The 20,356-nt window shown below is 61.8% G+C and carries 26 protein-coding genes; 7 read left to right on the plus strand and 19 right to left on the minus strand.

Features of this window, described 5'->3' with window-relative positions; all coding sequences use genetic code 11:
- Nucleotides 1-113: 113 nt before the first annotated feature.
- The 6 genes from LB524_RS04135 to LB524_RS04160 all read right to left on the minus strand — a co-directional run bounded on the left by LB524_RS04135 (nt 114) and on the right by LB524_RS04160 (nt 5,479).
- The gene (locus tag LB524_RS04135) at nt 114-2,393 is read right to left on the minus strand and encodes a xanthine dehydrogenase family protein molybdopterin-binding subunit (protein WP_224523868.1); all 2,280 of its coding nucleotides are present in this window, start codon (nt 2,391-2,393) and stop codon (nt 114-116) included.
- Nucleotides 2,394-2,395: 2 nt separating this feature from the next.
- Nucleotides 2,396-3,418, minus strand: coding sequence for an FAD binding domain-containing protein (locus tag LB524_RS04140; RefSeq protein WP_224523869.1), 1,023 nt, complete (start codon nt 3,416-3,418; stop codon nt 2,396-2,398).
- A 1-nt stretch (nt 3,419) separates the two neighbouring features.
- A complete protein-coding gene (locus LB524_RS04145; RefSeq protein ID WP_411909893.1) occupies nt 3,420-4,040 on the minus strand; it encodes a (2Fe-2S)-binding protein in 621 nt (206 codons plus the stop codon).
- A gap of 276 nt (nt 4,041-4,316) precedes the next feature.
- Nucleotides 4,317-4,727: a DUF427 domain-containing protein gene (locus LB524_RS04150; RefSeq protein WP_140877846.1), complete on the minus strand. Its 411-nt coding sequence runs from the start codon at nt 4,725-4,727 to the stop codon at nt 4,317-4,319.
- A 213-nt stretch (nt 4,728-4,940) separates the two neighbouring features.
- Nucleotides 4,941-5,123 carry a hypothetical protein gene (locus tag LB524_RS04155; RefSeq protein ID WP_015319116.1) on the minus strand — a complete coding sequence of 61 codons (183 nt, stop codon included), beginning with the start codon at nt 5,121-5,123 and terminating at the stop codon, nt 4,941-4,943.
- Nucleotides 5,120-5,479 carry a DUF768 domain-containing protein gene (locus LB524_RS04160; protein ID WP_140823489.1) on the minus strand — a complete coding sequence of 120 codons (360 nt, stop codon included), beginning with the start codon at nt 5,477-5,479 and terminating at the stop codon, nt 5,120-5,122. The genes LB524_RS04155 and LB524_RS04160 overlap by 4 nt, the downstream gene beginning before the upstream one ends.
- 149 nt (nt 5,480-5,628) lie before the next feature.
- Here LB524_RS04160 and LB524_RS04165 point away from each other — a divergent pair, with 149 nt between their 5' ends.
- From LB524_RS04165 to LB524_RS04180, 4 genes are all read left to right on the plus strand, one after another.
- A complete protein-coding gene (locus tag LB524_RS04165; RefSeq protein ID WP_224524027.1) occupies nt 5,629-6,699 on the plus strand; it encodes a YihY/virulence factor BrkB family protein in 1,071 nt (356 codons plus the stop codon).
- Nucleotides 6,700-7,123: 424 nt separating this feature from the next.
- The gene (locus tag LB524_RS04170; RefSeq protein ID WP_140617523.1) at nt 7,124-8,176 is read left to right on the plus strand and encodes an HlyD family secretion protein; all 1,053 of its coding nucleotides are present in this window, start codon (nt 7,124-7,126) and stop codon (nt 8,174-8,176) included.
- Entirely contained in the window at nt 8,173-9,798 is a 1,626-nt protein-coding gene (locus LB524_RS04175) for a DHA2 family efflux MFS transporter permease subunit (RefSeq protein ID WP_140617524.1), read from the plus strand. Before LB524_RS04170 ends, LB524_RS04175 begins: the two co-directional genes overlap by 4 nt.
- Nucleotides 9,799-9,889: 91 nt before the next feature.
- Nucleotides 9,890-10,054 (plus strand): hypothetical protein, encoded by a 165-nt coding sequence (locus LB524_RS04180; protein ID WP_015319121.1) that lies wholly within the window; start codon nt 9,890-9,892, stop codon nt 10,052-10,054.
- Nucleotides 10,055-10,111: 57 nt separating this feature from the next.
- Here the strand turns inward: LB524_RS04180 and LB524_RS04185 are convergent, their stop codons facing one another.
- From LB524_RS04185 to LB524_RS04205, 5 genes are all read right to left on the minus strand, one after another.
- The gene (locus LB524_RS04185; protein WP_023771244.1) at nt 10,112-10,543 is read right to left on the minus strand and encodes a hypothetical protein; all 432 of its coding nucleotides are present in this window, start codon (nt 10,541-10,543) and stop codon (nt 10,112-10,114) included.
- A gap of 212 nt (nt 10,544-10,755) precedes the next feature.
- Entirely contained in the window at nt 10,756-11,505 is a 750-nt protein-coding gene (locus LB524_RS04190; protein WP_140617525.1) for a metallophosphoesterase, read from the minus strand.
- Nucleotides 11,498-12,307 carry a hypothetical protein gene (locus LB524_RS04195; RefSeq protein WP_015319124.1) on the minus strand — a complete coding sequence of 270 codons (810 nt, stop codon included), beginning with the start codon at nt 12,305-12,307 and terminating at the stop codon, nt 11,498-11,500. Before LB524_RS04195 ends, LB524_RS04190 begins: the two co-directional genes overlap by 8 nt.
- A 287-nt stretch (nt 12,308-12,594) precedes the next feature.
- Nucleotides 12,595-13,197 carry a general stress protein gene (locus LB524_RS04200; RefSeq protein ID WP_015319125.1) on the minus strand — a complete coding sequence of 201 codons (603 nt, stop codon included), beginning with the start codon at nt 13,195-13,197 and terminating at the stop codon, nt 12,595-12,597.
- Nucleotides 13,198-13,218: 21 nt separating this feature from the next.
- Entirely contained in the window at nt 13,219-13,962 is a 744-nt protein-coding gene (locus LB524_RS04205; protein ID WP_015319126.1) for a DUF4142 domain-containing protein, read from the minus strand.
- Between the two features lie 218 nt (nt 13,963-14,180).
- On the opposite strand from LB524_RS04205, the gene LB524_RS04210 reads away from it, so the two are divergent.
- Together LB524_RS04210 and LB524_RS04215 are read left to right on the plus strand one after the other, a co-directional pair.
- Nucleotides 14,181-14,468 (plus strand): DUF982 domain-containing protein, encoded by a 288-nt coding sequence (locus LB524_RS04210; RefSeq protein ID WP_224523871.1) that lies wholly within the window; start codon nt 14,181-14,183, stop codon nt 14,466-14,468.
- A gap of 72 nt (nt 14,469-14,540) precedes the next feature.
- A complete protein-coding gene (locus tag LB524_RS04215; RefSeq protein WP_015319128.1) occupies nt 14,541-14,858 on the plus strand; it encodes a hypothetical protein in 318 nt (105 codons plus the stop codon).
- 28 nt (nt 14,859-14,886) lie between these two features.
- Here the strand turns inward: LB524_RS04215 and LB524_RS04220 are convergent, their stop codons facing one another.
- From LB524_RS04220 to LB524_RS04255, 8 genes are all read right to left on the minus strand, one after another.
- Complete coding sequence (locus tag LB524_RS04220; protein ID WP_140715355.1) at nt 14,887-15,219, minus strand: hypothetical protein; 333 nt, start codon at nt 15,217-15,219, stop codon at nt 14,887-14,889.
- A 2-nt stretch (nt 15,220-15,221) separates the two neighbouring features.
- Entirely contained in the window at nt 15,222-15,581 is a 360-nt protein-coding gene (locus LB524_RS04225) for a hypothetical protein (protein ID WP_015319130.1), read from the minus strand.
- Nucleotides 15,581-16,801, minus strand: coding sequence for an NRAMP family divalent metal transporter (locus LB524_RS04230; RefSeq protein ID WP_140617527.1), 1,221 nt, complete (start codon nt 16,799-16,801; stop codon nt 15,581-15,583). The genes LB524_RS04225 and LB524_RS04230 overlap by 1 nt, the downstream gene beginning before the upstream one ends.
- Nucleotides 16,798-17,097: a hypothetical protein gene (locus LB524_RS04235; protein ID WP_224523873.1), complete on the minus strand. Its 300-nt coding sequence runs from the start codon at nt 17,095-17,097 to the stop codon at nt 16,798-16,800. Before LB524_RS04235 ends, LB524_RS04230 begins: the two co-directional genes overlap by 4 nt.
- Before the next feature lie 550 nt (nt 17,098-17,647).
- Nucleotides 17,648-17,875, minus strand: a complete 228-nt coding sequence (locus LB524_RS04240) for a hypothetical protein (protein WP_015319133.1) — start codon at nt 17,873-17,875, stop codon at nt 17,648-17,650.
- A 254-nt stretch (nt 17,876-18,129) separates the two neighbouring features.
- Nucleotides 18,130-18,348 carry a hypothetical protein gene (locus tag LB524_RS04245; RefSeq protein WP_015319134.1) on the minus strand — a complete coding sequence of 73 codons (219 nt, stop codon included), beginning with the start codon at nt 18,346-18,348 and terminating at the stop codon, nt 18,130-18,132.
- Between the two features lie 253 nt (nt 18,349-18,601).
- Nucleotides 18,602-18,826 carry a hypothetical protein gene (locus tag LB524_RS04250; protein ID WP_015319135.1) on the minus strand — a complete coding sequence of 75 codons (225 nt, stop codon included), beginning with the start codon at nt 18,824-18,826 and terminating at the stop codon, nt 18,602-18,604.
- The gene (locus LB524_RS04255) at nt 18,823-19,089 is read right to left on the minus strand and encodes a hypothetical protein (protein WP_015319136.1); all 267 of its coding nucleotides are present in this window, start codon (nt 19,087-19,089) and stop codon (nt 18,823-18,825) included. Before LB524_RS04255 ends, LB524_RS04250 begins: the two co-directional genes overlap by 4 nt.
- Nucleotides 19,090-19,444: 355 nt before the next feature.
- On the opposite strand from LB524_RS04255, the gene LB524_RS04260 reads away from it, so the two are divergent.
- Entirely contained in the window at nt 19,445-20,230 is a 786-nt protein-coding gene (locus LB524_RS04260) for an SDR family NAD(P)-dependent oxidoreductase (protein ID WP_140715363.1), read from the plus strand.
- Nucleotides 20,231-20,356 lie beyond the last annotated feature (126 nt).

A 20,356-nucleotide genomic window follows, 5' to 3' on the forward strand; every position in this document is an offset into this window, starting at 1 on the left:
CTCCTTTGAGTTATGCGAGGCGATCAACCGCCTCAAGGGTCAAAGACGCTGGCGGCCCGGACGTTCCCTCACGTAATATTTCGTGAATCGGACCGCCCATGGGGTAGGCCAGATCAGACGATAAGCTGCTCGATCCTGATCGGAAGATCGCGGATGCGTTTGCCAGTCGCATGGTAGACCGCGCTGGCAACGGCGGCCGCCGTGCCGACATTGCCCAGTTCTCCGAGGCCTTTGACGCCTGCCGGATTGACCTCGTGGTCAATCTCCGGAACCAGAATCACCTGGAGATCCCTGATGTCGGCATTGACCGGCACGAGGTAGTCCTGCAGATCTCGATTGACGTAGCGGGCATAGCGGCTGTCGACCTCGGTCGCCTCATGCAGCGCCTGGCCGATGCCCCAGATCATTCCGCCCATCAGCTGGCTGCGCGCCGTGCGCGTGTTCATGATGCGGCCGGCGGCAAAGGCCCCGACAATGCGCGGCACGCGGATTTCCCTGGTAAGGCGATTGATGCGAACTTCGACGAATTCCGCGCCGAATGCATATTTCACCGAATCCTCGTCCTGCTCGCCGCCGTGAAACTCCGGCTGGCCGGCATAGAGCTTCTTGAGCGCTTCGGGGCTCGCCCCCTTGGGCGCATACTCGGCATACTCCTCGATCGCCCCCACCCGCATGGCTTTCAAGACGTCCCCGACTTTTGCCGAAGCGCCGCCCTTGGCAATGATTTTGCCATCGAGGATATCCAGTTCCTCATTGTGGGCGCCGGCAAGCGGACCACCTTCGCCGATCGCCGCGGCAAACAGCTTCGTCCTGATCGCGTCGCAGGCCTTGAGCACCGCCGAACAGACGCTTGCCGTGGAGATAGACCCTCCCGACACGGGCGCCGGGGGCAAGGTGCTGTCGCCCATCTCGACGCTCACCCTGTCCATGGCGACACCGAGGCGCTCTGCTGCCATCTGGCCGGCGACCGTGCGCACGCCGGTGCCGATTTCATGCGAGCCGCTCTGGACGCGCACATCGCCGTCGACGGTCAGCCATACGCGCGCAGCGCAGGGAGCCGACGAGGTCGGATAGACTGCCGTCGCGCAACCCATGCCGATCAACCAGTCGCCGTCGTGCATCGATCCGACCTTGGCGTCCCGTTTCGTCCAGCCGAACGCGTCCGCCGCCTGATCGTAGCATTGCATCAGCGAGCGGCTCGAGAACGGCTTTCTCCCAATCGGCTCGGCTTTTGGCTCGTTCACCCTCCGGAACTCCACCGGGTCCATGGCCAGGGCCACCGCCATCTCGTCCATGGCGTTCTCCAGCGCATAGACGTAAGGCGTCTCGGGAGGCGAACGCATGTAGCCGGGCGTGTTGCGGTCCGCCTGGACCAGCGACACGTGCGTAAGCACCGCGCCGTAATCATACATGCGGCCGGTCGCCGACGTTCCCCCGACCACGTAGGGATCGGGGCGCGATGTCACCTCCCAGCCCTCATGCGCGAAAGCGGTTATGCGGCCGTCCTTGTCGGCGCCCATGCGGATCCGGTGCCTGGTCTCGGCGCGATAGGTCTGTGTACCAAACGCCTGCATGCGGCTGACCACGCAACGCACCGGCCGGCCGAGACGCCTTGCCGCAACCGCGACGATCGCCGTGCGGGCCGTCATCGGTCCCTTCGAGCCGAATGCGCCGCCGATGTATGGGCTGACAATGCGAACCTTCGCCGGATCGATCTTCAACTGCCTGGCAAGTTCGGCCTTCCAGCCGGTGACGTTCTGGGACGGCTCATGAATGGTGAGTTGATCGCCCTGCCACATTGCCGTCGTCGAAAACAGTTCGATCGGATTGTGGTGCTGCGTTGGTGTCGAATAGCGTGCATCGATCCTGACCGGAGCAGCGGCATAGGCAACATCGAAATCGCCGACCTTGACGTCTTCCTTGAACATCGGGCTTTTGCCCGCGGCGGCAATGGTCGTTGCTCCAGGGCTGTCGAAGCCCGCACTCGGTTTCTCCTCGGCGTAGTCGGCACGGATCAGCAGCGCAGCCTCCTCCGCCGCCTCGAAGGTCTCGGCGACCACCAAGGCAATGATCTGCCCATCGTGAAAGACCTTCCGGTCATGCAGCGGCGCGATCGAGGCGGCGGCGGTATTGCCGAATTTCGGCTTGTCCACCGCGTCCATGTCGCCATAGGTCACGATGTCGAGCACGCCCGGCACCGCTCGGGCATTGTCCAGGTGAAGTGCCGTCACCGTGCCCCTGGCGATACTGCTGGTGGCCAGCACGCCATAGGCGACATTGGCCGCCGCGAGGTCCGCCGGATAACTCGCCTGGCCGGTCACCTTCAGCCGCCCGTCGATGCGCGGCAGCGGGGCACCCATGTTCTCCTTGGGCTGCGGAGCGGCTGCGTTCATGATCACACCTTCATGTCACGGGTTTCGAGGAGCGCCCGCACCAGCGTCCGTTTGCCAAGCTCGATCTTGAACGCATTGTGGCCGCGCGGCCTGGCATCGGCGAAAGCCGTCTCCGCGGCCGCCCGCGCCATTGCCTCGTCCAGCATCTTGCCGTGCAGGACCGCTTCCGCTTCCCTCGCCCGCCACGGGACCGTGGCGACGCCGCCAAGGGCTATGCGTGCCTCGCGGACGCTGTTGCCGTCGAGGTCGAGAGCGACCGCCGCGGAAGCCAGGGCGAAGGCATAGGATTCGCGGTCACGAACCTTAAGGTAGCGGGAACGCCGGGTCCAAGGACCCGCGGGCACATCGATGGCGGTGATGATCTCGTCAGCGGCGAGGCCGGTCTCGACATGAGGGGTATCGCCGGGCAGGCGATGCAGGTTGGCGAACCGGATTTCGCGCGCGCCGCCAGAACCCTCGACATGGAGGTTGGCGTCAAGGGCAATCAGTGCCTGGGCGAAATCACCATGATAGGTGGCGATGCAGGCGTCACTGACGCCCAGCACCGCGTGTTGCCTATTGAAACCGTCCATTGCCGCGCAGCCCGAACCCGGCTGGCGCTTGTTGCAGGCCCATGAGATCTCCCTGAAATACTCGCACCGCGTCCGTTGCAGCACGTTGCCGGCAAGGCTGGCCATGTTGCGGAGTTGGCCGCTGGCTGCCAGCCTGAGGCTGTCGGCAATGACCGGATAGTGGAGCTTGACGTCTTTATCGTCAGCCGCCTCGCCCATCCGCACCAGCGCGCCGAAACGAACCCCTTCGGCGGTGACGCGGATTTGCCGAAGCGCCGGCTCGGAGAGACGATTGAGATCGAGCAGGCGGTTCGGCCGGGCAACGTCGAGCTTCATGTAGTCGGCCAGATTGGTGCCGCCAGCGATGAATTGCATGTCTGACTGGGTCGGCGGCCGATCCGGCGCGGCAAAGTTCGAAGCGAGGGCGATAGCCGCCGGGATGTTGGCCGGTTGCTCGAGAACGAAAGGACGCATGTCAGGCTCTCCCGGTTTCGTCGCGAGCCTGCACGATCGCGGCCACGATGTTGGGGTATGCGGCGCACCGGCAGATGTTGCCGCTCATATATTCCCGGATATCGGCTTCGGAACCGGCGTGGCCTTCGTTGACGCAGCCGATGGCCGACAGAATCTGGCCCGGCGTGCAATAGCCGCACTGGAAGGCGTCATGGTCGATAAAGGCCTGCTGCATCGGATGCAGGGCGCCGTCGCGCGAGGCGAGCCCCTCCACGGTCGTCACATCCTTGCCCTGCATCATCACCGCGAAGCTCAGGCAGGAGAGGACCCGTTTTCCGTCGACGAGCACGGTGCATGCACCGCATTGCCCATGGTCGCAGCCTTTTTTCGTCCCGGTCAGCCCAACGTGGTCACGCAAGGCGTCGAGCAGGCTGGTCCTGGTGTCGAGCGAAAGCTCGTAAGCTTGCCTGTTGATACGAAGCGAGGTGACGACCGGCTCCCGGAGCTTGGAACGGGACGCGGCCACTTCCTCCGCCTTGGCCTCAGGAGACAGGAGCGGTGCGACCGCAGCGGCCGAAACCGTGCCCGTCATGAAACGTCTCCGGCTGAGGCCAATTGGCTTTGGGACGAGGGTTTCGGACATGGCTCGCTCCTGGGCTGGCTTTCGCCGCTAACCTTTCACTCCGGCATTGTTCCGAAAGCAGTGCGACAAAACCCTGCCTGATCGCGAAAGAGTGATTTTGCTCCGGCATGGCGGTGAGGCGCGGCTAAACCCGATCGAAGCGGCCGCAACGAGGCTTCTTGGTGGAGGGTGGATCGATGAGGGGAAGGCTCGGACTCGCACCGGTGCCGCTGACCCTGGCGGCGGCCACTTGCCGGCATGGCGACAAGCAAGAAGAACGACGGTCGAGGCGGCATCCTACTCCATGACATGTGGAGTATGCCGCTTATCCTCCTTCGGATCGACGTCAATACGTGCCCTTTTCGGATCGAAGGCGCCATGACGCGCGATGGCCAGGGCCGCGGTATCCGGCGTCTCATACGCCCACATGAAGTCATCGGCCGAGCCGCCGACAGCATGAACACGCCAATAGCTCGCTGTTCCCTTCAACGGGCACTCGCTGGTGGTGTTGGTCTTCTCGAGGAGGTCGAAATAGATATCCTCGAAGGGGATATAGAAGACCGGCTCATGGCCCTCCTCCCGAAGAATTTTCGCACGGTCGCTTGCGGCGACTATCGCGTCGGAGAACCGGACCGTCACCGTGCCGAGGAATGGTTCTATGCTCATGCCGCCGATAGGGCGCCTGGAAATCGCTTCTGAACCTTGCATCTGAATTCTCCTTGGCCAGCGTCTTGATGGTTGGATGACATTTGTCTTCCACGCGTGAAGTCGAAATGCGCGGCAGTGGATTGAGGTTCCGGTCCCTCCGGAAATCCTGGCGTCCGCAGTCATCAGCCTAGCCGCGCCAGGGGAATGACCGGAGCCTCATCCGTCAGGCCAGCCACGCAAGCGGCAGCGGCGTATAGCAATAGGAAATCACGTTCATTTGGTCGCCGGGGCAGTTGGCTGATCGCCACCGGTCGTCGACTTCGGTCTGGCGTCCTGGTCGACTGGTGGGTTCTTGGTGACGGTGTCGGTGTTGGCCTTCGTCGGCTCGGTGTTGTTGTCACATGCGGTGAGCGCAAGACCCGTTGCCAGGATCAGAAAGGATAGGAACCTCGTCATCGCCATCTCCTCGGGTTGACACTCGACAAACGAGGTTCCGCGATTTTGGTTGCCGCCGTGGCCACCTCTTCCAAGGGGGAGCCGTTCCCTTCATCGATCGTTTCCGCGATGTATTCAGTAAGATCGCCCACCTCATCCTGGATGTCCTGCGCCGCGATCCCCTCATCCTGCGCATCCGCCACGCACTGATTTGCGAGTTCCTCCGCGGCATCGATGCCGGACATAGGGATAGGCTCGTCAACGACGTGTTCTTCGATCCAATCCGAAATGAAGTGGGCTGTTCGATTGACGATCAGGTCGGCGTCCTCGGACAACTCCGCTTCGCCCCTGAGCTTATCCCTGGTTGTCGTTCTCATCTGACACACCCGTTCACTTGACCAATTTCAAACGCCGATCGGCCGCAAAAGATGCAGGGAAGGAGGAAAATCGTGATCGGCCGCGCATCGGGAACGGGTGTCTTCATCCCGCGTTGTCAGCCACGCTTTGGACATCAGCGAACCCGGTAATGGCTTTGAAACCACAACGAGGCTCTCCGCCGAACGACAAGCAGCCCTCGCTGATCGATGAGGAAGCAGCCGGCCGCGCGGCCTCGACAACGAAGGACAGCAACGCCGCGGCAGAGCGGGAGCCAGGAAGCCGTGGGCGCGACGCCACGTGGCCATCTCAAATCACTGGGCTGGGGTGGAAGGACATCTTCTGGCGACTTTGGGAAGAGTTCAACAAGGACCGGGTTCTGCTGGTGGCTGCCGGCGCGACCTTCTATCTCCTGCTCGCCTTGTTTCCCGCCCTGGCAGCCTTCATCTCGATCTATGGCTTCGTCGCGGACCCGGTCACGGTCGCCGACCATGTCGCTTACCTCCAGGGATTGCTACCGCAGGGCGGGCTCGATCTTATCCGCGATCAGTTGCAGGCCTTGGCCCGCCAGAAAGCAGGCGCTCTCGGCACAGGCTTTTTCATAGGCCTGACAATCGCCCTCTGGAGCGCCAACAGCGGCATGAAGGCGCTCTTCGACGCGATGAACATCGCCTACGAAGAGCGTGAGAAACGTTCGTTCATTACCCTCAATCTGATGTCGATCCTGTTCACGGTCGGAGCCCTGCTCATCGGCATCGTGCTGCTGCTTACGGTGGGTGTTGTCCCGGCGCTGTTGCGCTTTTTCTACCTTGATGCCTGGACAGAAACCGTGGTTGCGGTATCCCGATGGCCCATCCTGGTGGTGTCGATCCTAACCGGCATTTCCTTGCTCTACCGCTTCGGGCCGAGCCGGGAACATGCTAAATGGCGATGGTTGAGCTGGGGAGCGCTTGCGGCAACCGCGGCATGGATCATCGCGTCGTGGCTGTTCTCGTTCTACCTCCAGCATTTTGCCAACTATAACGCGACATACGGCTCGCTCGGTGCCGTGGTCGGCCTGATGATGTGGACATGGATTTCAGTCATCATCCTGATCGCCGGCGCCGCCATCAACGCGGAAATGGAACATCAGACAGCCTGTGACTCGACCACAGGCCCGGCGGTTCCCATGGGTGAGCGCGGCGCGGTCGTCGCCGACACATTGGGCAAGACTGCGGACTGATGAAACTTTCAGGTAGATGTCCCATCGTCACCTGCACGAGCGACAAGATTCGAGCCACTCTCACCAAGTGCGGCTATCGTCTATAAAACGGGAATGCTGGTACTCAGCGCCCCAGGTTGATGGGAGGGCGGTCCTATTGCCCAATCGGGCAGGCCAAAGAGGATGAGCAGCCACACACCGACTGGCTGAAGGGCGTCGCTGCCCATGGCGCTGGCGGGAAGTCAAAACAGGAACCTTTGCCAAGGCTTTGCCGTTGAAACCGCGTTCGCCACCGCGGACATCACCCTTCAGTCTGCTGAAAGCCAGTTCCGTGGATACGAAGCCTCAGAAAAGCGAGCCGGACCCGTCCGACGACAGGGCTGGACAAAGCAAGCGTCTCGCCAGCCAGCCAAGTTCGCGGCACGACAAATCGGACGATCGGCAAATGGACGACAGGCCGCAGAAATCGAACCTGCTGGGCTTTCCCAGGCGCCATCCCTATTGGACAGCGGCAATTGTCCTCCTGCTTCTGCTTGTTGCGATGGGTGTAGCGATCTGGTGGCTGAATACGCGTCAGTATGAATCCACCGATGATGCCTTCATCGATGCCCGCACGGTAACGGTGAGCGCCGAGATTGCCGGGCGTATCACCGATGTGGCCGTCACCGACAACCAGCCGGTGCGCAAGGGTGACGTTCTCTTGCGCATCGACGACAGCGACTACCGGGCATCGCTCAGCCAAGCGGATGCCGGCGTAGCCGCCGCTCAGGCCGACATCACCAATGTGGCGGCCCAGATCGAGGCGCAAAATGCCAAGATCGACGCCGCCCAGAAGCAGGTGGCGCTGGCCCAGGCAGCGCTCGACTTCGCCAAGGCCGAAGACCAGCGCAATCGCGAATTGCTGACGAAGGGCACGGTGACGCAGCAGCAGGCGCAGCAGGCTGCATCGACCCTTCGACAGGACCAGGCAACCCTGGACAGCGCCGAGGCGGACGTGGCCGCGGCAAAGAGCCAGGTGACAGTGCTGCAGGCACAGACCAAAAGCGGCGAAGCCAAGCTTCACCAGGCACAGGCCAGCCGGGATCAAGCCCGCACGGCATTGACCCGTACCACTATTACAGCCCCTGTCGCCGGCCGCGCGACAAGCATTTCGGCCGCCATCGGCACCTACACCCAGCCGGGTCAGGTGCTCATGATGTTCGTTCCCAACGAAGTCTGGGTAAAGGCGAACTTCAAGGAAACCCAACTCGACAGGATGCGAACCGGACAGCCGGTCGACATCGATATCGACGCCTATCCGGACAAGACCTTTCATGGCCATGTCGACAGCCTGCAGGCCGGCAGCGGCACCGCCTTCAGCCTGCTGCCCGCCGAAAATGCCACCGGCAATTTCGTCAAGGTGGTGCAGCGTGTGCCGGTCAAGATCGTCTTCGACAACCCGCCCGATGTGCTGCTCGGCCCAGGCCTGTCGGTGGTGCCGACGGTCAAGGTGCGATGAGCCGCGACAACGCCAGCGACCAGGGCGAAAGCCGATCCGCGGCCGGTGAGCGCAATCCCTGGCTCATCGCCATCATTGTCTCCATTGCCACCTTCATGCTGGTGCTCGACACCTCGATCGCCAATGTGGCGCTGCGCAACATCGCCGGCAGCCTGGCTGCCGGCATGGATGAAAGTACCTGGGTCATCACCACCTATCTGGTCGCCAACTCCGTGATCATTCCAATCAGTGGGTGGCTGGCCAGCGTGATCGGCCGCAAGCGCTACTACATGCTTTGCGTCGCGACGTTTACCCTGGCATCGCTGCTGTGCGGGCTGGCGCCCAATCTCGAGATGCTCATCGTCTTCAGGATCCTGCAGGGCCTCGGCGGCGGCGGCATGGCGCCAAGCGAGCAATCCATCCTGGCCGACACCTTTCCGCCTGAAAAGCGCTCGCAGGCATTTGCCCTCTACGGCATCGCCGTCATCGTCGCGCCGACGGTCGGGCCGACCATCGGCGGCTGGCTGACCGACAATTTTTCGTGGCACTGGATCTTCTTCATCAACGTGCCGTTCGGCATCATGTCACTGGCGTTGGTGCAGTGGCTGCTGGTCGAACCGGAGGTACTCGAACGCGAACGCCAGCAGCGGCTGAAAGGAGGTCTCAGGATCGACTGGGTCGGATTCATCCTGGTGGCGACCGCGCTCGGCTGCCTCGAAATCTTTCTCGACGAGGGCCAGCGCAACGACTGGTTCGCGTCGAGCTTCATCACGACTTTCGCCATTATCTCGGCGATCTCCTTCGCCCTGCTGATCCCATGGGAATTCCGCCACCGCGATCCGATCGTCGACATGCGCCTGCTGTTCACCCGCCAGTTCGGTACATCCTTCCTAGTGATGATGGCGGTCGGTGCGGTGCTGTTCAGCACCACGCAGCTGATGCCCCAGCTGCAGCAGACCGCCTTCGACTACACGGCGACGCTATCGGGCCTGTCGATGATGCCGGGCGGCATCGCCATGCTGATGCTCATGCCGATTTCGGGATTTGCCGCCGGCATCGTCCAGCCAAAATACCTGATCATGGCGGGCATGGCGGTGGTGGCGATCGGCCTGTGGCATATGACTTCGCTTACGCCCGACGCCAGCTTCAGCTTCTTTGCCTTTGCCCGCATCTTCCTGATGATCGGATTGCCGTTCCTGTTTATCCCGATTTCGACCGCGGCATATGTCGGTCTGGCGCCGCAAAAGACCAACCAGGCCTCGGCCTTGATCAATGTTGCCCGCAATATCGGCGGCAGCATCGGCGTGTCGCTCTCCAACACTGTGATCGCCCAGAACGCACAACTCCATCAGGCGAACCTTGTCGGCCACACCGCGCAATCGTCGCCCGCCTACCAGCAGGTGGTACGGCAGGCGACCGAGCACTTCGTCGCCGAGGGTTCCTCGATGCTCCAGGCCAAGCAGCAGGCCATTGGCTGGATCGGGCAGTTGATCGCCCGCCAGGCTTCACTGCTCGCCTATATCGACGTCTTTCGTTACTGCGCGGTGGCAACGGCGCTGCTGGTTCCTCTCGCCCTTCTGCTGCGGTCTTCGCAAGGAAACCCGATCGGCAATAGCGGGGAGGCGTCTGGACCTCCTGGATGACAGGAACCGATCGCCGGCCGGTCCGCACCGCGAACCGCTCCAAGCGGAACGGATCGTCTTCTTGCCGGTTGTGAAGGAAAGGAGATTTCCCATGTCAGACGGTATCATGTGGCTAATCGTCGTCGCCGGCGGGCCAGCGTTGCTGGTCATACTGATTGCCTATGTCTTGGTAACCCGCCGTAACCGTGGTCCGGTTGAACGCAGGGAAAGCGACCGCGCTACCGACCAGCTCTATCGCGAGGACGATCGGCGATAGCTTGCGCATTGGCGGTGTAGGAGGTCGTCGCGGACATGCAACGACCTCCCCTTGGTCTCACCGCATCAAGCACCGCCTCAGGAACGCAAAGAGCCTGTTCCCGCTGATCGTTGCACGGACCCGAGCCGCGGCCCATCGGGCTTTCATGGTGGCACCGACGTGGCAATCACAGACAATGTCGTGGAGTTGCCAGTCGCTCAATTCGAAGAAGCGCTTTGCCTCGCCGTATGTGTCGTCCCCCAGCCCCGATGCACGCAAGATCGGGTCTTCGAAGGCAACCGCGAGTGCCGATCCTTCCCCACGTGCGATGGCCCGTGCTTCAGGACGCAAATGTTCCGTGCCGGTTAGCGCACCGAGGCATCGTTCGGGATTTTGCTCGAGAAGTTCAGCCCAACGCGCGATGCGTTCATTACGTGTCATTACCGAAAACGGCGCCAGCGGCTCAATCCTGGCGACGGTTTGGAGCTGGTCGAGTGTCTGATGTTTCATGGTCGGCTCCTGTCTGAGAGGGAGAAGCACCCACGCCTTCTGAAGAAATTATCGCCCGGCAGGGCTTCGACAAGACGGAGGTTTGACGAATTCGCCGCTGGCGACGAACTCCAAAATAATGTCGCGGGCAAACAACCGTGATCAGCTCGCACTATCGCGCCGCCACTTCCTGGCAGAGCCTTCCAACTGAATGCTCGCACGATGCCGTGGCGTCAGAGTTCCAGCAGGGCATAGGGGCGGCCGTTCGGTTTGGCCACGTGCATGGCGACGTTGTAAACCTTGGCGCCGCCGGGCGTTTGGCCTTCATAGGAGCCGCGATGCGCGTGACCGTGCACAACGGCGCTGACCTTGAACCGATCGATCGTCTCGGCAAGGCGTGAAGAGCCAAGAAACGGAAATATCTCCAGCGGTTCTCCCTCGACGGTCTCAGCGATCGGCGCGTAGTGGAGGACCACGAGCGTCCGCTTCGCCCGTACCTGGCGCATCGCGTTTTCGAGGCGCATTGCCTCGTTGACACTTTCCGAGACCATCGCCTTGATCGCGGGTTCGCCGAAGGAGCCGAGCATGCGCGATCCGAAGCCACCGACGAACCCTTTCACGCCGACGAAGCCGACCTCCTCGATTTCGACCGCATGGCCATCGAGAAGGTGAACATGCGCCTGGCGCAGGATGTTTGCGACGTCGTCCACCGCGCCGGATTCGTAGTCGTGGTTGCCTAGCACCGCCACCACGGGGATCGAGCAGTTGCGCAGGTCCTCGGCGAGCATCTCCGCCTCACGAGGCTTGCCGAGATTGGTGAGATCTCCCGTCAGGACGAGAATCTCGGCTTCCCTCGATATCTCGCCGAAGAGATCGCGATACGAGGTTCGGGGATCTTCCCTGACATGCAAATCCCCCATGGCAGCAACTCTGAGCGTCCCTGCGTTATCCTTCGGCGCGACGTTCTCCAGGCGGTCAGGCATCACGAAAATCTCCCACGCCGCCGACGCCGGCGAAGCCCCATTCCTTGACATCGATCTCGTAGTCGGTTTGCGACAGCAGCCGCCCGCGGCAGATCTTCATCCTGGGGGACGGCAATTGCCGTTGCTTGGCGAGGCGGTCGAGGAGTTCATCGAGGAGCCATGCCGGGATGTGATCGCGCTCGCTTGGGTAAATCCATCTGAAGTTGATGAGCTGCATCAGCAGGACCTCCCAATGAACCTCCAGATAGGAAAGCAGCCGGTGCCAATCTATCTGGTCGTGTGCCTTGAGGATCGTGTGGGCGATATCGGCGCCGTCGTGCCGGCCCCTGTCTTGAATGAAGCATTTGGACCAGATGAGTTCGGTCGGCCCGATGATCCGCACACGGCTGCCCAGCAACTCGGTCTGTCTGGCGTGCTCCAGCCATCGATCGCCAACAGGCATCATGCCGTTGGCCGATCCGAAGATGACGTCGAAGAAATGCCTGCCCTTGAACACCTTGCCAAGCCACCGGTCGTCCACGATTTCGACGGCATATCCAAGCTCCTTGAAATGGGCGAGGATCCGCGCGTAGTCACCGGCCTTGCAGAAGATATCGAGATCCTTGGTCTGGCGAGTGACGCCGGTATAGGCGCTTACCGCATAGGTTCCAGCGACCAGAAAGGGAATGTCCGTGGCGGTGAGCTCGCGGACGGCTTCCATGTAGAACACCTCCGCCCCGGCGTGCTTAAGCGTCGGCGCCGCCTTTGCGTTGATCAACGGGAGCGAAACCAGGACGTCTTCGCGTGATCGATCGGTGGTCATCAATGATGGCTCCTAGCCGCCAACCGACAAGTTGGCCGCTGGGACAACAACGTCGACCCCTCCATGGTTCCGCCTTGCGGGCGGGGTCAGTTTCGTCATGGAGCGATCTGTTCTGAGCGGCGGAGATTCCGCTGGGAACATGGCTTCAAACGCGATCGAACCCAGCCCGATGCCCTCGAGATGGATTCGATGGTGCTTAAACGCCGCAAAGCGCCCCAGCATAGCGCGGCAAGATCGATTTCCGCGACCTCGTCGCTGCGTGCCAGTCAGAGGAACGTGAGCCGCTTTCAGGGTCGATTGATTGCACGTCCGCCGTCGCGATCGATCTCGCCCGGCACGTATTCGCCTGCATTGGCATCGAAGCCGGTCCAGCCGTCGGCCTCGTACGATCTGCGGCGTTCGGCCAGGTCCACCGATCGGGATTGCCCCAAAATCTGCTCGGCATTCGGCACGAGTTCGTCCTCCACCTTGGCCGTCACCAAGGTACCGCCGCGGCGTACACCTTCCGCATAGACGTGCGCATCGCGCTCGGGCACGCCCGATTCCGTCAGAGCGCCAATGATGCCGCCGGCCGCTCCACCGGCCACGGCACCGGCAACCGCACCGGCGGCGGTGGCGGCGAGCCATCCGGCCGCGACCACCGGGCCAACACCCGGGATGGCCATGACGCCAAGTCCCGTGAGCAACCCCCCGGCGCCGCCGATCACGGCTCCGATTCCGGCACCGCTGCCAGCGTCTTCAGCGGCCTCGGAACGATTTGCGTCGTACCAGTCATCCGAGTTGTTGGCGACGATGCTGATGTTGGAATGCGGGACTCCCGTCGCCTCAAGCTCGCCGACCGCATCGGCCGCGTCGTCATAATTATCGAACAGTCCAGTTACGGTTTTCATGTGATTTCTCCTGATCCACGCTCACTTGCTTGCGGCAACCACGTTGCCCTGGTAGTCGACGCCAACGTTGAGGTTTTCGCCTCCCTTGGCCGCCTGGCCGCGCCAGATGCCCTGATCGTCCTTGGTCAGCTTCGACACGTTCGAATATCCGGCGTTCTCGATACGGCTCTTGGCCTGGGCTTCGGTGAAGCTGTTTGCACCAGGAACGAGGGCGGCGGCGTTGGGAGTATTGTCGGTCTTCACCGCCGGCGTTGTCGCTCCCGTAACGGAATCTTGCCCGGCGGCGATCTTTTCGATCGCCTGCTGGTGCATCTTCAGTGTGCCGACCGTTTGCTGGGCAAAAGTCTTGAGCGCGGCGTTGTCACCCCCGCTGGCATAATCCTCGAACAGCTTGACGGCTTCGTCATGCGCCTTGCGCTGCGCGTCGACATAGGCCGGATCAATCGGCCCCTGCGCGTTCTTGAGCTTATCCAGATCGCCCTGATGCTGAGCGTCGAGCGCTGAGGGCACCTTCAGTTTTTGTTCGCCGGCGACCGCTTGCAGCTTGGTGTTGGCGGCGCCGTGGTCCCGGATCATCATCTGGGCAAAATCCTTGATGCGCTGGTCCTGGGCCTTGCCCAAGGCAATCTGACTCGAGTCCACTTCGAACTTGCCGCCGACGGCAGCCTTGTCGACAAAATCCTGGGCGCTGTCGGCCGCGAAGGCAGGCATTGCGAGAACCGTGGAAGCAACCGCGAGGGATGCGAGAAGGTGTCGTGTTTTCATCGGCTTTGTCCTTGTCGGTGAGCGAATTTGCGCTGCGTCCTAACAAGCCAAGATGCGCTTTGTTCCGCTCTCCAGGCCCCATGCCGCTAGACCCGGCAGCGCCAGAAAACCATGGGTGGAGACGAGCGGCTCAGGCGTCGTTATTCCAAATTCCAAACGCCAGGTGCACTGGAACAAATCGACTGTCGCGGCGTTAGAGGCCGTCCGCGGAAGGCTCCGTGGAGCAACAGGCGAAGGTCTTGGAGGGGCGGGTGCGTACAGGCCATTTCAGAAAACCGATCGTTATTCAACCTGGCCGCATAGACCGCGACAGGGTTGTGGTCTCTGTGTCCGATGCCGCCGAAGTGCTGCTGCGGGACTGGCCAAAGCCGACGTCGGAAAGGCGTCTTGCCGCGATCAGGGCCTGCCTTGCGGTGATGCGTGGCGAAAAGCGTCCAAGGGTTGCACGACAGGCGTTCATTGTTGCGGCCAAGGACGCCAGGATTCTGCTCGGCGATCAAATCTAGTCGTTGGCGCTATGCGCACCACCGCTGCGGATTTGGCAGAGCCTGGTTCGAACGAGAGAGGTCAGTGCCAAGATGTCAATTCCTACACCGGCCTCTGCCAGAGGCGAGATCCAGGGGGGAGAGACGCAGGACAAAACGCCGGGCTTCGATCCTGCCGTTGCTCCGATGGAGACCGATGCCGAGGCGGCGGACACACAAAATCCGATCCCTACGGAGCCGCCACGTTCCCGCCGGCCGAAATTCGAAAATGACGCCAGCTTCGCCAATGCGATGCGGCCGGTCGAAGGCGAGCCGGAACTACGACCTCGCAGCAACTGGCCGCTGTTGGTCGTTGCAGCCGTCGTTTTGGTAGCGGCCGCGGTTTTTCTGGCGGCGAGCATGCTTCGGTGAAACGTCTGCGAGAAAGCGCGGCGACGGCCTATTCGCGAAGATCGGGTGCGCTCTTCATGCCGGAAAGTTCGGTCATCGGACACAGCAGCCGCGGCCGCGCCGGGTTAGAAATGTCGAGCTTGTCCCAAGGGATGCGGTATAGGCCATCGCGGCGGCGCAGCCGAAAGAGATCGAGCACGGCCACGCCTATGGCCGAGGCCGAAAGACGCTCGAAAGCGGCGTAGACGCCGACATGGAATTCGGTAACGACAAAATCGTCGCCATCCGGTTCGGCGCGGATTTCCTCGATGTAGCCGATGCTCTTGCCCCGCTGCGAAAGCACGCGTCGCCCAGCCAGATGTTCAAGATTGACGATGGTCATCATCAAGCTCCCGGAATGCGTCCGATGACATGATCGCGCAACCAGTCCTGCCAGGCGAAGATCGTCGTGCGACGCACATCGATATCGAACTCGATGTCGACGCCGATATCCTTCACCTTGTGCCAGGCGATCCGATGCGGCTCGCCGTGGCGCTTGCCACCCAGCTTTGCCGCGAGTTGCGCCATCCATCGCCCCGGCCACGTGCCAAGGCGACGCGCCAAAGTGATGGAGCCGAGTTCGATCGCGACGATCCTTGGGGGCTTGCCCTGCCGCAATTCGGCCACCAGCCCATCGACCTTGCCGATTTTGACCTGGCGGCGGTCGACCACCTGCTTGTCCAGGAGATCACGCAGCAACTCCATCATGTGCCTCCGAATATCTGCAGCGGGATCGTCACCACGGCCAGCACAAAGCCGAGCGCGATGATGAAGATGACCGCGGCATTCGAGAGAATGCCGTTGCGATGCTCGCCGACGTAGCGTTCGTCGTTCAGCAGAAACAGGAATGGAACCACCGTCAACGGCAGGCTGGCCGCCGTCAGCGCCATGGAAAATATGGTGAGCCTCAACGGATCGACACCAAGCATGATCGGGATGGCCGCAAGCAACAACGATATCGTATACACGGCGCTGAAGCCTGGATTGTCGCGCGGCTTGCGGTCCTCGCCCCAGGTCCAGCCGAAACCTTGCGCCACGAGGTAAGCCTGTTGCAGCGCGACTTCGAGTGCAGCGCCGAAGCAGGCAATGGCGAGAGAGGCTACGAACAGGATGAAACCCCAGAAGCCGAATACCGGGATCAGCATCAACGGCATTTGGTGATAGTCGTCGACCTGGTTGATGCCGTGCGTCGCCAGCACGAGAGCGGCCACGATCAACACGCCGATCGAAATGGTGCCGCCGAAGGTCATCCCCAGTCCCGCTATGGCCCGGTTGGCGCCGAGGTAGCTCTTGTCCCACTGGTCCTCGATAGCTCCCGAGGAATAGAACATGAACAGGTAGGGCGATATCGAGGCGCCGAGAATGCTGACCGCCATGAACCAGTAATTGGCGGTGTCGTGGGTTGGCAGCGAAGGCACTGCGCCAGCCGCGACCGCCGTCCAATCGGGTTTCAGCATCACGGCCGCGACGACGAAACACAACGTCACCAGACCCAGCATCGACACGCCTTTCTCGATGAAACCGAACGTGCCTTTCCAGAGCAGCAGCCATGCCAGAAAAGCCACCGGCAGAGCCCACCACTGGAAGCCTATGCCCGTGGCAAGTTCGAGTGCGATGGCAACGCCGCCGATCTCGGCGGAGAGCACCATGAGACTGAGCAGCAAGGTGGCAAGCAACGGCCACACAAAGACGTTGAAACCAAATCTCTCGCGGATGCCGTCGCAGATCGTGTGATGGCTCACCGCGGCGAACCGGCCGGCCATTTCCACCAGAAAGATGATGCAGATGGTGCCGAGGACCACGGCCCAGATCAACTGGAAACCGAAGGTTGCGCCCGCCTGCGCCGCCGTCGCCATCGATCCGACTTCAAGGAAGCCGCCAACGCTGGTAACCACGCCAAGCGATATCTCCACGAGCTTCTTCATGGCTTCGGCGCGAAATATCTGGCATAGGCGGTCGCCAGCGTGCGCGAGCCCCGTCGAAGATCCTGCTTTGCGTTTTGGACCGCCGCTCGATTGTCCGCCTGCAATCCCGCGTCGGCGCGAGCCACCGCGGCTGACAGATCCTTGACCGCCGCCGCCAAAGCAGATTGCTCGGCGGGTTCGGCCGTCCCGACCGATCGGATTTGTGCCTCGGCGTCGGCCAGAGTCTTGCCGGTCGACCGCAGCGTGCCGGCTGTGTATGCGAACGGCGCCGCCCCATCCATCCAGGCATCGAGCATTACCGATACGGTCTGTGCCGCGGAGGCCGCCGTTTTTGATTGCTGCTCGATCTGGTCGGAGGACGAGCATCCCGCCAAGACGCCCGTGAGCAACAGCACGCGCATACAACTCAGCCTCGGATAAGGGCCACTAAAGGTCAAAGCCGGCGTTTGGTGCGCCACGAGAATGGTCTCCCGAGCCGATGGAAGTCACGGTCGGCGTGAATTGATCTAGAGCGCCCGGTGTGCCCGTCAATCAAACGCCACCGCTCGGACAGGCGCCGACCGCGAGACATAAGGACCAACGACAGAGGCCCGCCGGCCACGAGACCCAATTCAAGCGGAACAAAGCATCGATTGTGGGATTGGAACACGGGAAGGTGGCGACCCGTCCTGATCATCGACGTGATGGACTGCTGCACAGAGGATTCGGCAATGCCTCGTCTCATAGTCTGGATAGCCATCGTGGCAGCCGTCATCATTGCGGCTTGGTTGTGGCTCGGCAGCCATAGAACGAGCAACGATAGCGGCAGCCAGCCCGCGCCCCACGCGATCGACCAGAACGGCTAATTCACTCCTGCTCTGTTGGATCTGCAGGGTTCTCGATCCTGTATTCGTGGACCAGGCCGAGAACCTGATTTCTCACTGTCTCGCGCGCTTCGGGCTGAATGAAAAGCATCAGCCGGTCGACGGTTTCAACGACCGGCCGCGGCAGGTCCGCTACCGCGTCGGTGAGCTCACTGCCATGTTCATACATGTTGTCCGTCAGCTTCTTGTCCAGATCGGAAAGGATACCCATCACCAAGCTCCATAGCTTTGCTCTCCATGCCGATAATGGTCAGTCCTGCGGAGATGTTCCGAGAAGCACGCAAGCGCCCGGCGCCGTTTCGATATTCGAAGCGCGATGGCAGAGCCAGTCGGGAAACCAGCGACCAACCAGGCCGGGAGCAGAAGGAACGTCAGAACAACACGGTGGATGACAGACAACGCCCTCGGCTGAAATTAAAGACGGCGCCGTCGGTGCCCAAGTTGCGGCTGTTGGCTAGCCGTGAATCACTGCTGCCCCGGCATCTCGGTATTCTCCTTGGGATCTTTCTTGACCCCTGCAGCCGGTGAGGTGTCCGCCGGAGCGTTGCCGCCCTGGTTCTGCTCAGGCGCTCGTTTCAGGGGCGAGGTGCGCCACCCCACATCGACGTAGAGAAAGCCGATCAGGAAACCGACGATGATGACAGCGGCTATCACCAGCGAGAGTAGTGCGTTGCGTCGTTCCATCCTGCGGCTCCCTTCGCCTGCCGAACAGCCACTGACGAAAATAGTTCCACAGCCAGGTGGCACCGAGGCCGGGCGCCGGCCGTCACCGCAGCCGCGAAGCAACGCAACGGGATCGAGCTCGGCCGGGTCGCGCCAGCGACGTGCGCCCTTGCTGTTGCGATCATATCGAAACCAGACGCGGCGTCACTTTGCAACTCATGCGCGTCTCACGATTCTCGCCGGCGTCACTACCCGGGCAAGCAACGGCAAAACCCTAACCACCAGATGGCTTCGGTGATGCCGGCTGTGTCGGCTGCGTGCCTTGCTGGTCCCCGCCGGTGCTGGACTGCGGTGTCGGATTGGTATCCGTCGTTGGATTCTTGTTCACCGGCTGGCTGTTCATCGTATCCGTCTTGGATTTGACGGGGTCGGCATTGTTGTTGCACGCCGCCAGGGCGAGCAACGCCGATGCCGACCAAATCAACCACATCGCTTTCATACTGACTTTTCCTGGATGAGTTCGGGTGAAGCAACCTGCAAGGGACCTATTCGATCGAACCGGATGGAAAGCCCTTGTTTGACGGCACTTTTAGCCAGCAAATGATCCAGCTCGCTATCGTCGATGGGGCTGCGAACCAGCTGACGAATGGCCTTGCACGCCAACTCGGTCGAGACGAAGTCATATCTCCTGCTTCTGGCGGATACATATTGTTCGACCAGCATCTTCACGCGCCTGAGCGCGATTTCATCGGCATATTGCATTTTCGTTTCTCCTGCGCGCCGAACTGCCGAGTGTGTGGGTTGTTCCCAGCTGAACTCGAAACACGACCGCCAAGCTCATGAGAAAGCCCGCGCCTCCCGGCCGGGGAGCGCGCGGGCTGATCAGGCTGAGGGGAACCCGATCGCGCGGCGCCAAACAAGGGGAGCGACGACGCCGCACGACACCGAACCTGGATCGGCCTCAGTTGTTCCACTTCGTCATCTTCGCGTTGTTCGTGCCTGAACGCGCCAAGGGGGTCGACTGGCATGGCCCTTCGGCAGCCCGGCATTCGATCCGGTCCACGCGGAACAATCAGGGACCCCGCTGGTTCGGCCGGAACGAACTTCGGAGGACATGATGACCAACGCAAAGCTGGCCGTGGTGACGGGCGCATCGAGCGGCATCGGGAGGGAACTTGCCAAACTATGCGCCAAGGACGGCTATAACCTGGTCATAGCCGCCGACGAGCCCGCGGTCCAACAGGCGGCCGAGGCTCTGGCTTCGCATGATGTGACCGTTGAAGCCGTCGAGGCAGATCTGGCATCCGTCGAAGGCGTCGATCAACTCATTGCGCGGGTCGGCGATCGCGACATCGACCTTCTGTTCCTGAACGCCGGACGCGGCCTCGGCGACGGCTTTCTCGACCAGGACTGGCAGAAGGTTCGCCGGGTCATCGACACCAACATCACCGGCACGGTCTACCTTGCGCATGAGCTCGGCGCCAGGATGGCACGCCGCGGCCGTGGCCGAATTCTGTTCACCGGATCGATTGCCGGCTTCATGCCCGGCACTTTCCAGGCCGTCTACAACGGCACCAAGGCGTTCATCGATTCCTTCTCGATCGCGCTGCGCCATGAGATGCGGGACACCGGCGTCACAGTCACGGTGCTGATGCCCGGGGCGACGCAGACGCGGTTCTTCGAACGCGCCGAAATGATGGATACCAAGGTCGGCACCGACGAGAAGGACGATCCGGCAGATGTCGCCAGAACCGGTTATGAGGCGATGATGGCGGGAGAGGAACAAGTGATCAGCGGCTGGAAGAACAAGCTGCAGGTCGCCGCCGCGCATATCACTCCGGCAGGTACGCTGGCCGAACAGCACCGCAAAATGGCCGAGCCGGGTTCAGCGTCCAGGGACTGATCTCTTCCTGTCTGCGGACGCAGACCCTTTGCGAGTATCGCAAGGTAATCGTCGGTGGCGCCCACTTCGGCTGAATGAAAGCTGCATTTGCCGATACCTCAAAATAGTCAACGCAGGAGCAACAGG

The sequence above is a fragment of the Mesorhizobium sp. ESP6-5 genome, assembly GCF_020164695.1.
Lineage (GTDB): Bacteria > Pseudomonadota > Alphaproteobacteria > Rhizobiales > Rhizobiaceae > Mesorhizobium > Mesorhizobium australicum.

Bases quoted from the DNA above. Each gene is read 5' to 3' on its own strand.
- LB524_RS04160 (WP_140823489.1), bottom strand. From the start codon at position 5,479: ATGAGAACGACAACCAGGGATAAGCTCAGGGGCGAAGCGGAGTTGTCC.
- LB524_RS04195 (WP_015319124.1), bottom strand. From the start codon at position 12,307: ATGACCACCGATCGATCACGCGAAGACGTCCTGGTTTCGCTCCCGTTG.
- LB524_RS04180 (WP_015319121.1), top strand. From the start codon at position 9,890: ATGTCAGACGGTATCATGTGGCTAATCGTCGTCGCCGGCGGGCCAGCG.
- LB524_RS04255 (WP_015319136.1), bottom strand. From the start codon at position 19,089: ATGCAATATGCCGATGAAATCGCGCTCAGGCGCGTGAAGATGCTGGTC.
- LB524_RS04190 (WP_140617525.1), bottom strand. From the start codon at position 11,505: ATGCCTGACCGCCTGGAGAACGTCGCGCCGAAGGATAACGCAGGGACG.
- LB524_RS04170 (WP_140617523.1), top strand. From the start codon at position 7,124: ATGGACGACAGGCCGCAGAAATCGAACCTGCTGGGCTTTCCCAGGCGC.
- LB524_RS04240 (WP_015319133.1), bottom strand. From the start codon at position 17,875: ATGGGTATCCTTTCCGATCTGGACAAGAAGCTGACGGACAACATGTAT.
- LB524_RS04220 (WP_140715355.1), bottom strand. From the start codon at position 15,219: ATGACCATCGTCAATCTTGAACATCTGGCTGGGCGACGCGTGCTTTCG.
- LB524_RS04155 (WP_015319116.1), bottom strand. From the start codon at position 5,123: ATGACGAGGTTCCTATCCTTTCTGATCCTGGCAACGGGTCTTGCGCTC.
- LB524_RS04135 (WP_224523868.1), bottom strand. From the start codon at position 2,393: ATGAACGCAGCCGCTCCGCAGCCCAAGGAGAACATGGGTGCCCCGCTG.
- LB524_RS04200 (WP_015319125.1), bottom strand. From the start codon at position 13,197: ATGAAAACCGTAACTGGACTGTTCGATAATTATGACGACGCGGCCGAT.
- LB524_RS04225 (WP_015319130.1), bottom strand. From the start codon at position 15,581: ATGGAGTTGCTGCGTGATCTCCTGGACAAGCAGGTGGTCGACCGCCGC.
- LB524_RS04235 (WP_224523873.1), bottom strand. From the start codon at position 17,097: ATGCTCGATGCCTGGATGGATGGGGCGGCGCCGTTCGCATACACAGCC.
- LB524_RS04230 (WP_140617527.1), bottom strand. From the start codon at position 16,801: ATGAAGAAGCTCGTGGAGATATCGCTTGGCGTGGTTACCAGCGTTGGC.
- LB524_RS04165 (WP_224524027.1), top strand. From the start codon at position 5,629: ATGGCTTTGAAACCACAACGAGGCTCTCCGCCGAACGACAAGCAGCCC.
- LB524_RS04245 (WP_015319134.1), bottom strand. From the start codon at position 18,348: ATGGAACGACGCAACGCACTACTCTCGCTGGTGATAGCCGCTGTCATC.
- LB524_RS04215 (WP_015319128.1), top strand. From the start codon at position 14,541: ATGTCAATTCCTACACCGGCCTCTGCCAGAGGCGAGATCCAGGGGGGA.
- LB524_RS04145 (WP_411909893.1), bottom strand. From the start codon at position 4,040: ATGTCCGAAACCCTCGTCCCAAAGCCAATTGGCCTCAGCCGGAGACGT.
- LB524_RS04185 (WP_023771244.1), bottom strand. From the start codon at position 10,543: ATGAAACATCAGACACTCGACCAGCTCCAAACCGTCGCCAGGATTGAG.
- LB524_RS04260 (WP_140715363.1), top strand. From the start codon at position 19,445: ATGACCAACGCAAAGCTGGCCGTGGTGACGGGCGCATCGAGCGGCATC.
- LB524_RS04150 (WP_140877846.1), bottom strand. From the start codon at position 4,727: ATGCAAGGTTCAGAAGCGATTTCCAGGCGCCCTATCGGCGGCATGAGC.
- LB524_RS04140 (WP_224523869.1), bottom strand. From the start codon at position 3,418: ATGCGTCCTTTCGTTCTCGAGCAACCGGCCAACATCCCGGCGGCTATC.
- LB524_RS04175 (WP_140617524.1), top strand. From the start codon at position 8,173: ATGAGCCGCGACAACGCCAGCGACCAGGGCGAAAGCCGATCCGCGGCC.
- LB524_RS04205 (WP_015319126.1), bottom strand. From the start codon at position 13,962: ATGAAAACACGACACCTTCTCGCATCCCTCGCGGTTGCTTCCACGGTT.
- LB524_RS04250 (WP_015319135.1), bottom strand. From the start codon at position 18,826: ATGAAAGCGATGTGGTTGATTTGGTCGGCATCGGCGTTGCTCGCCCTG.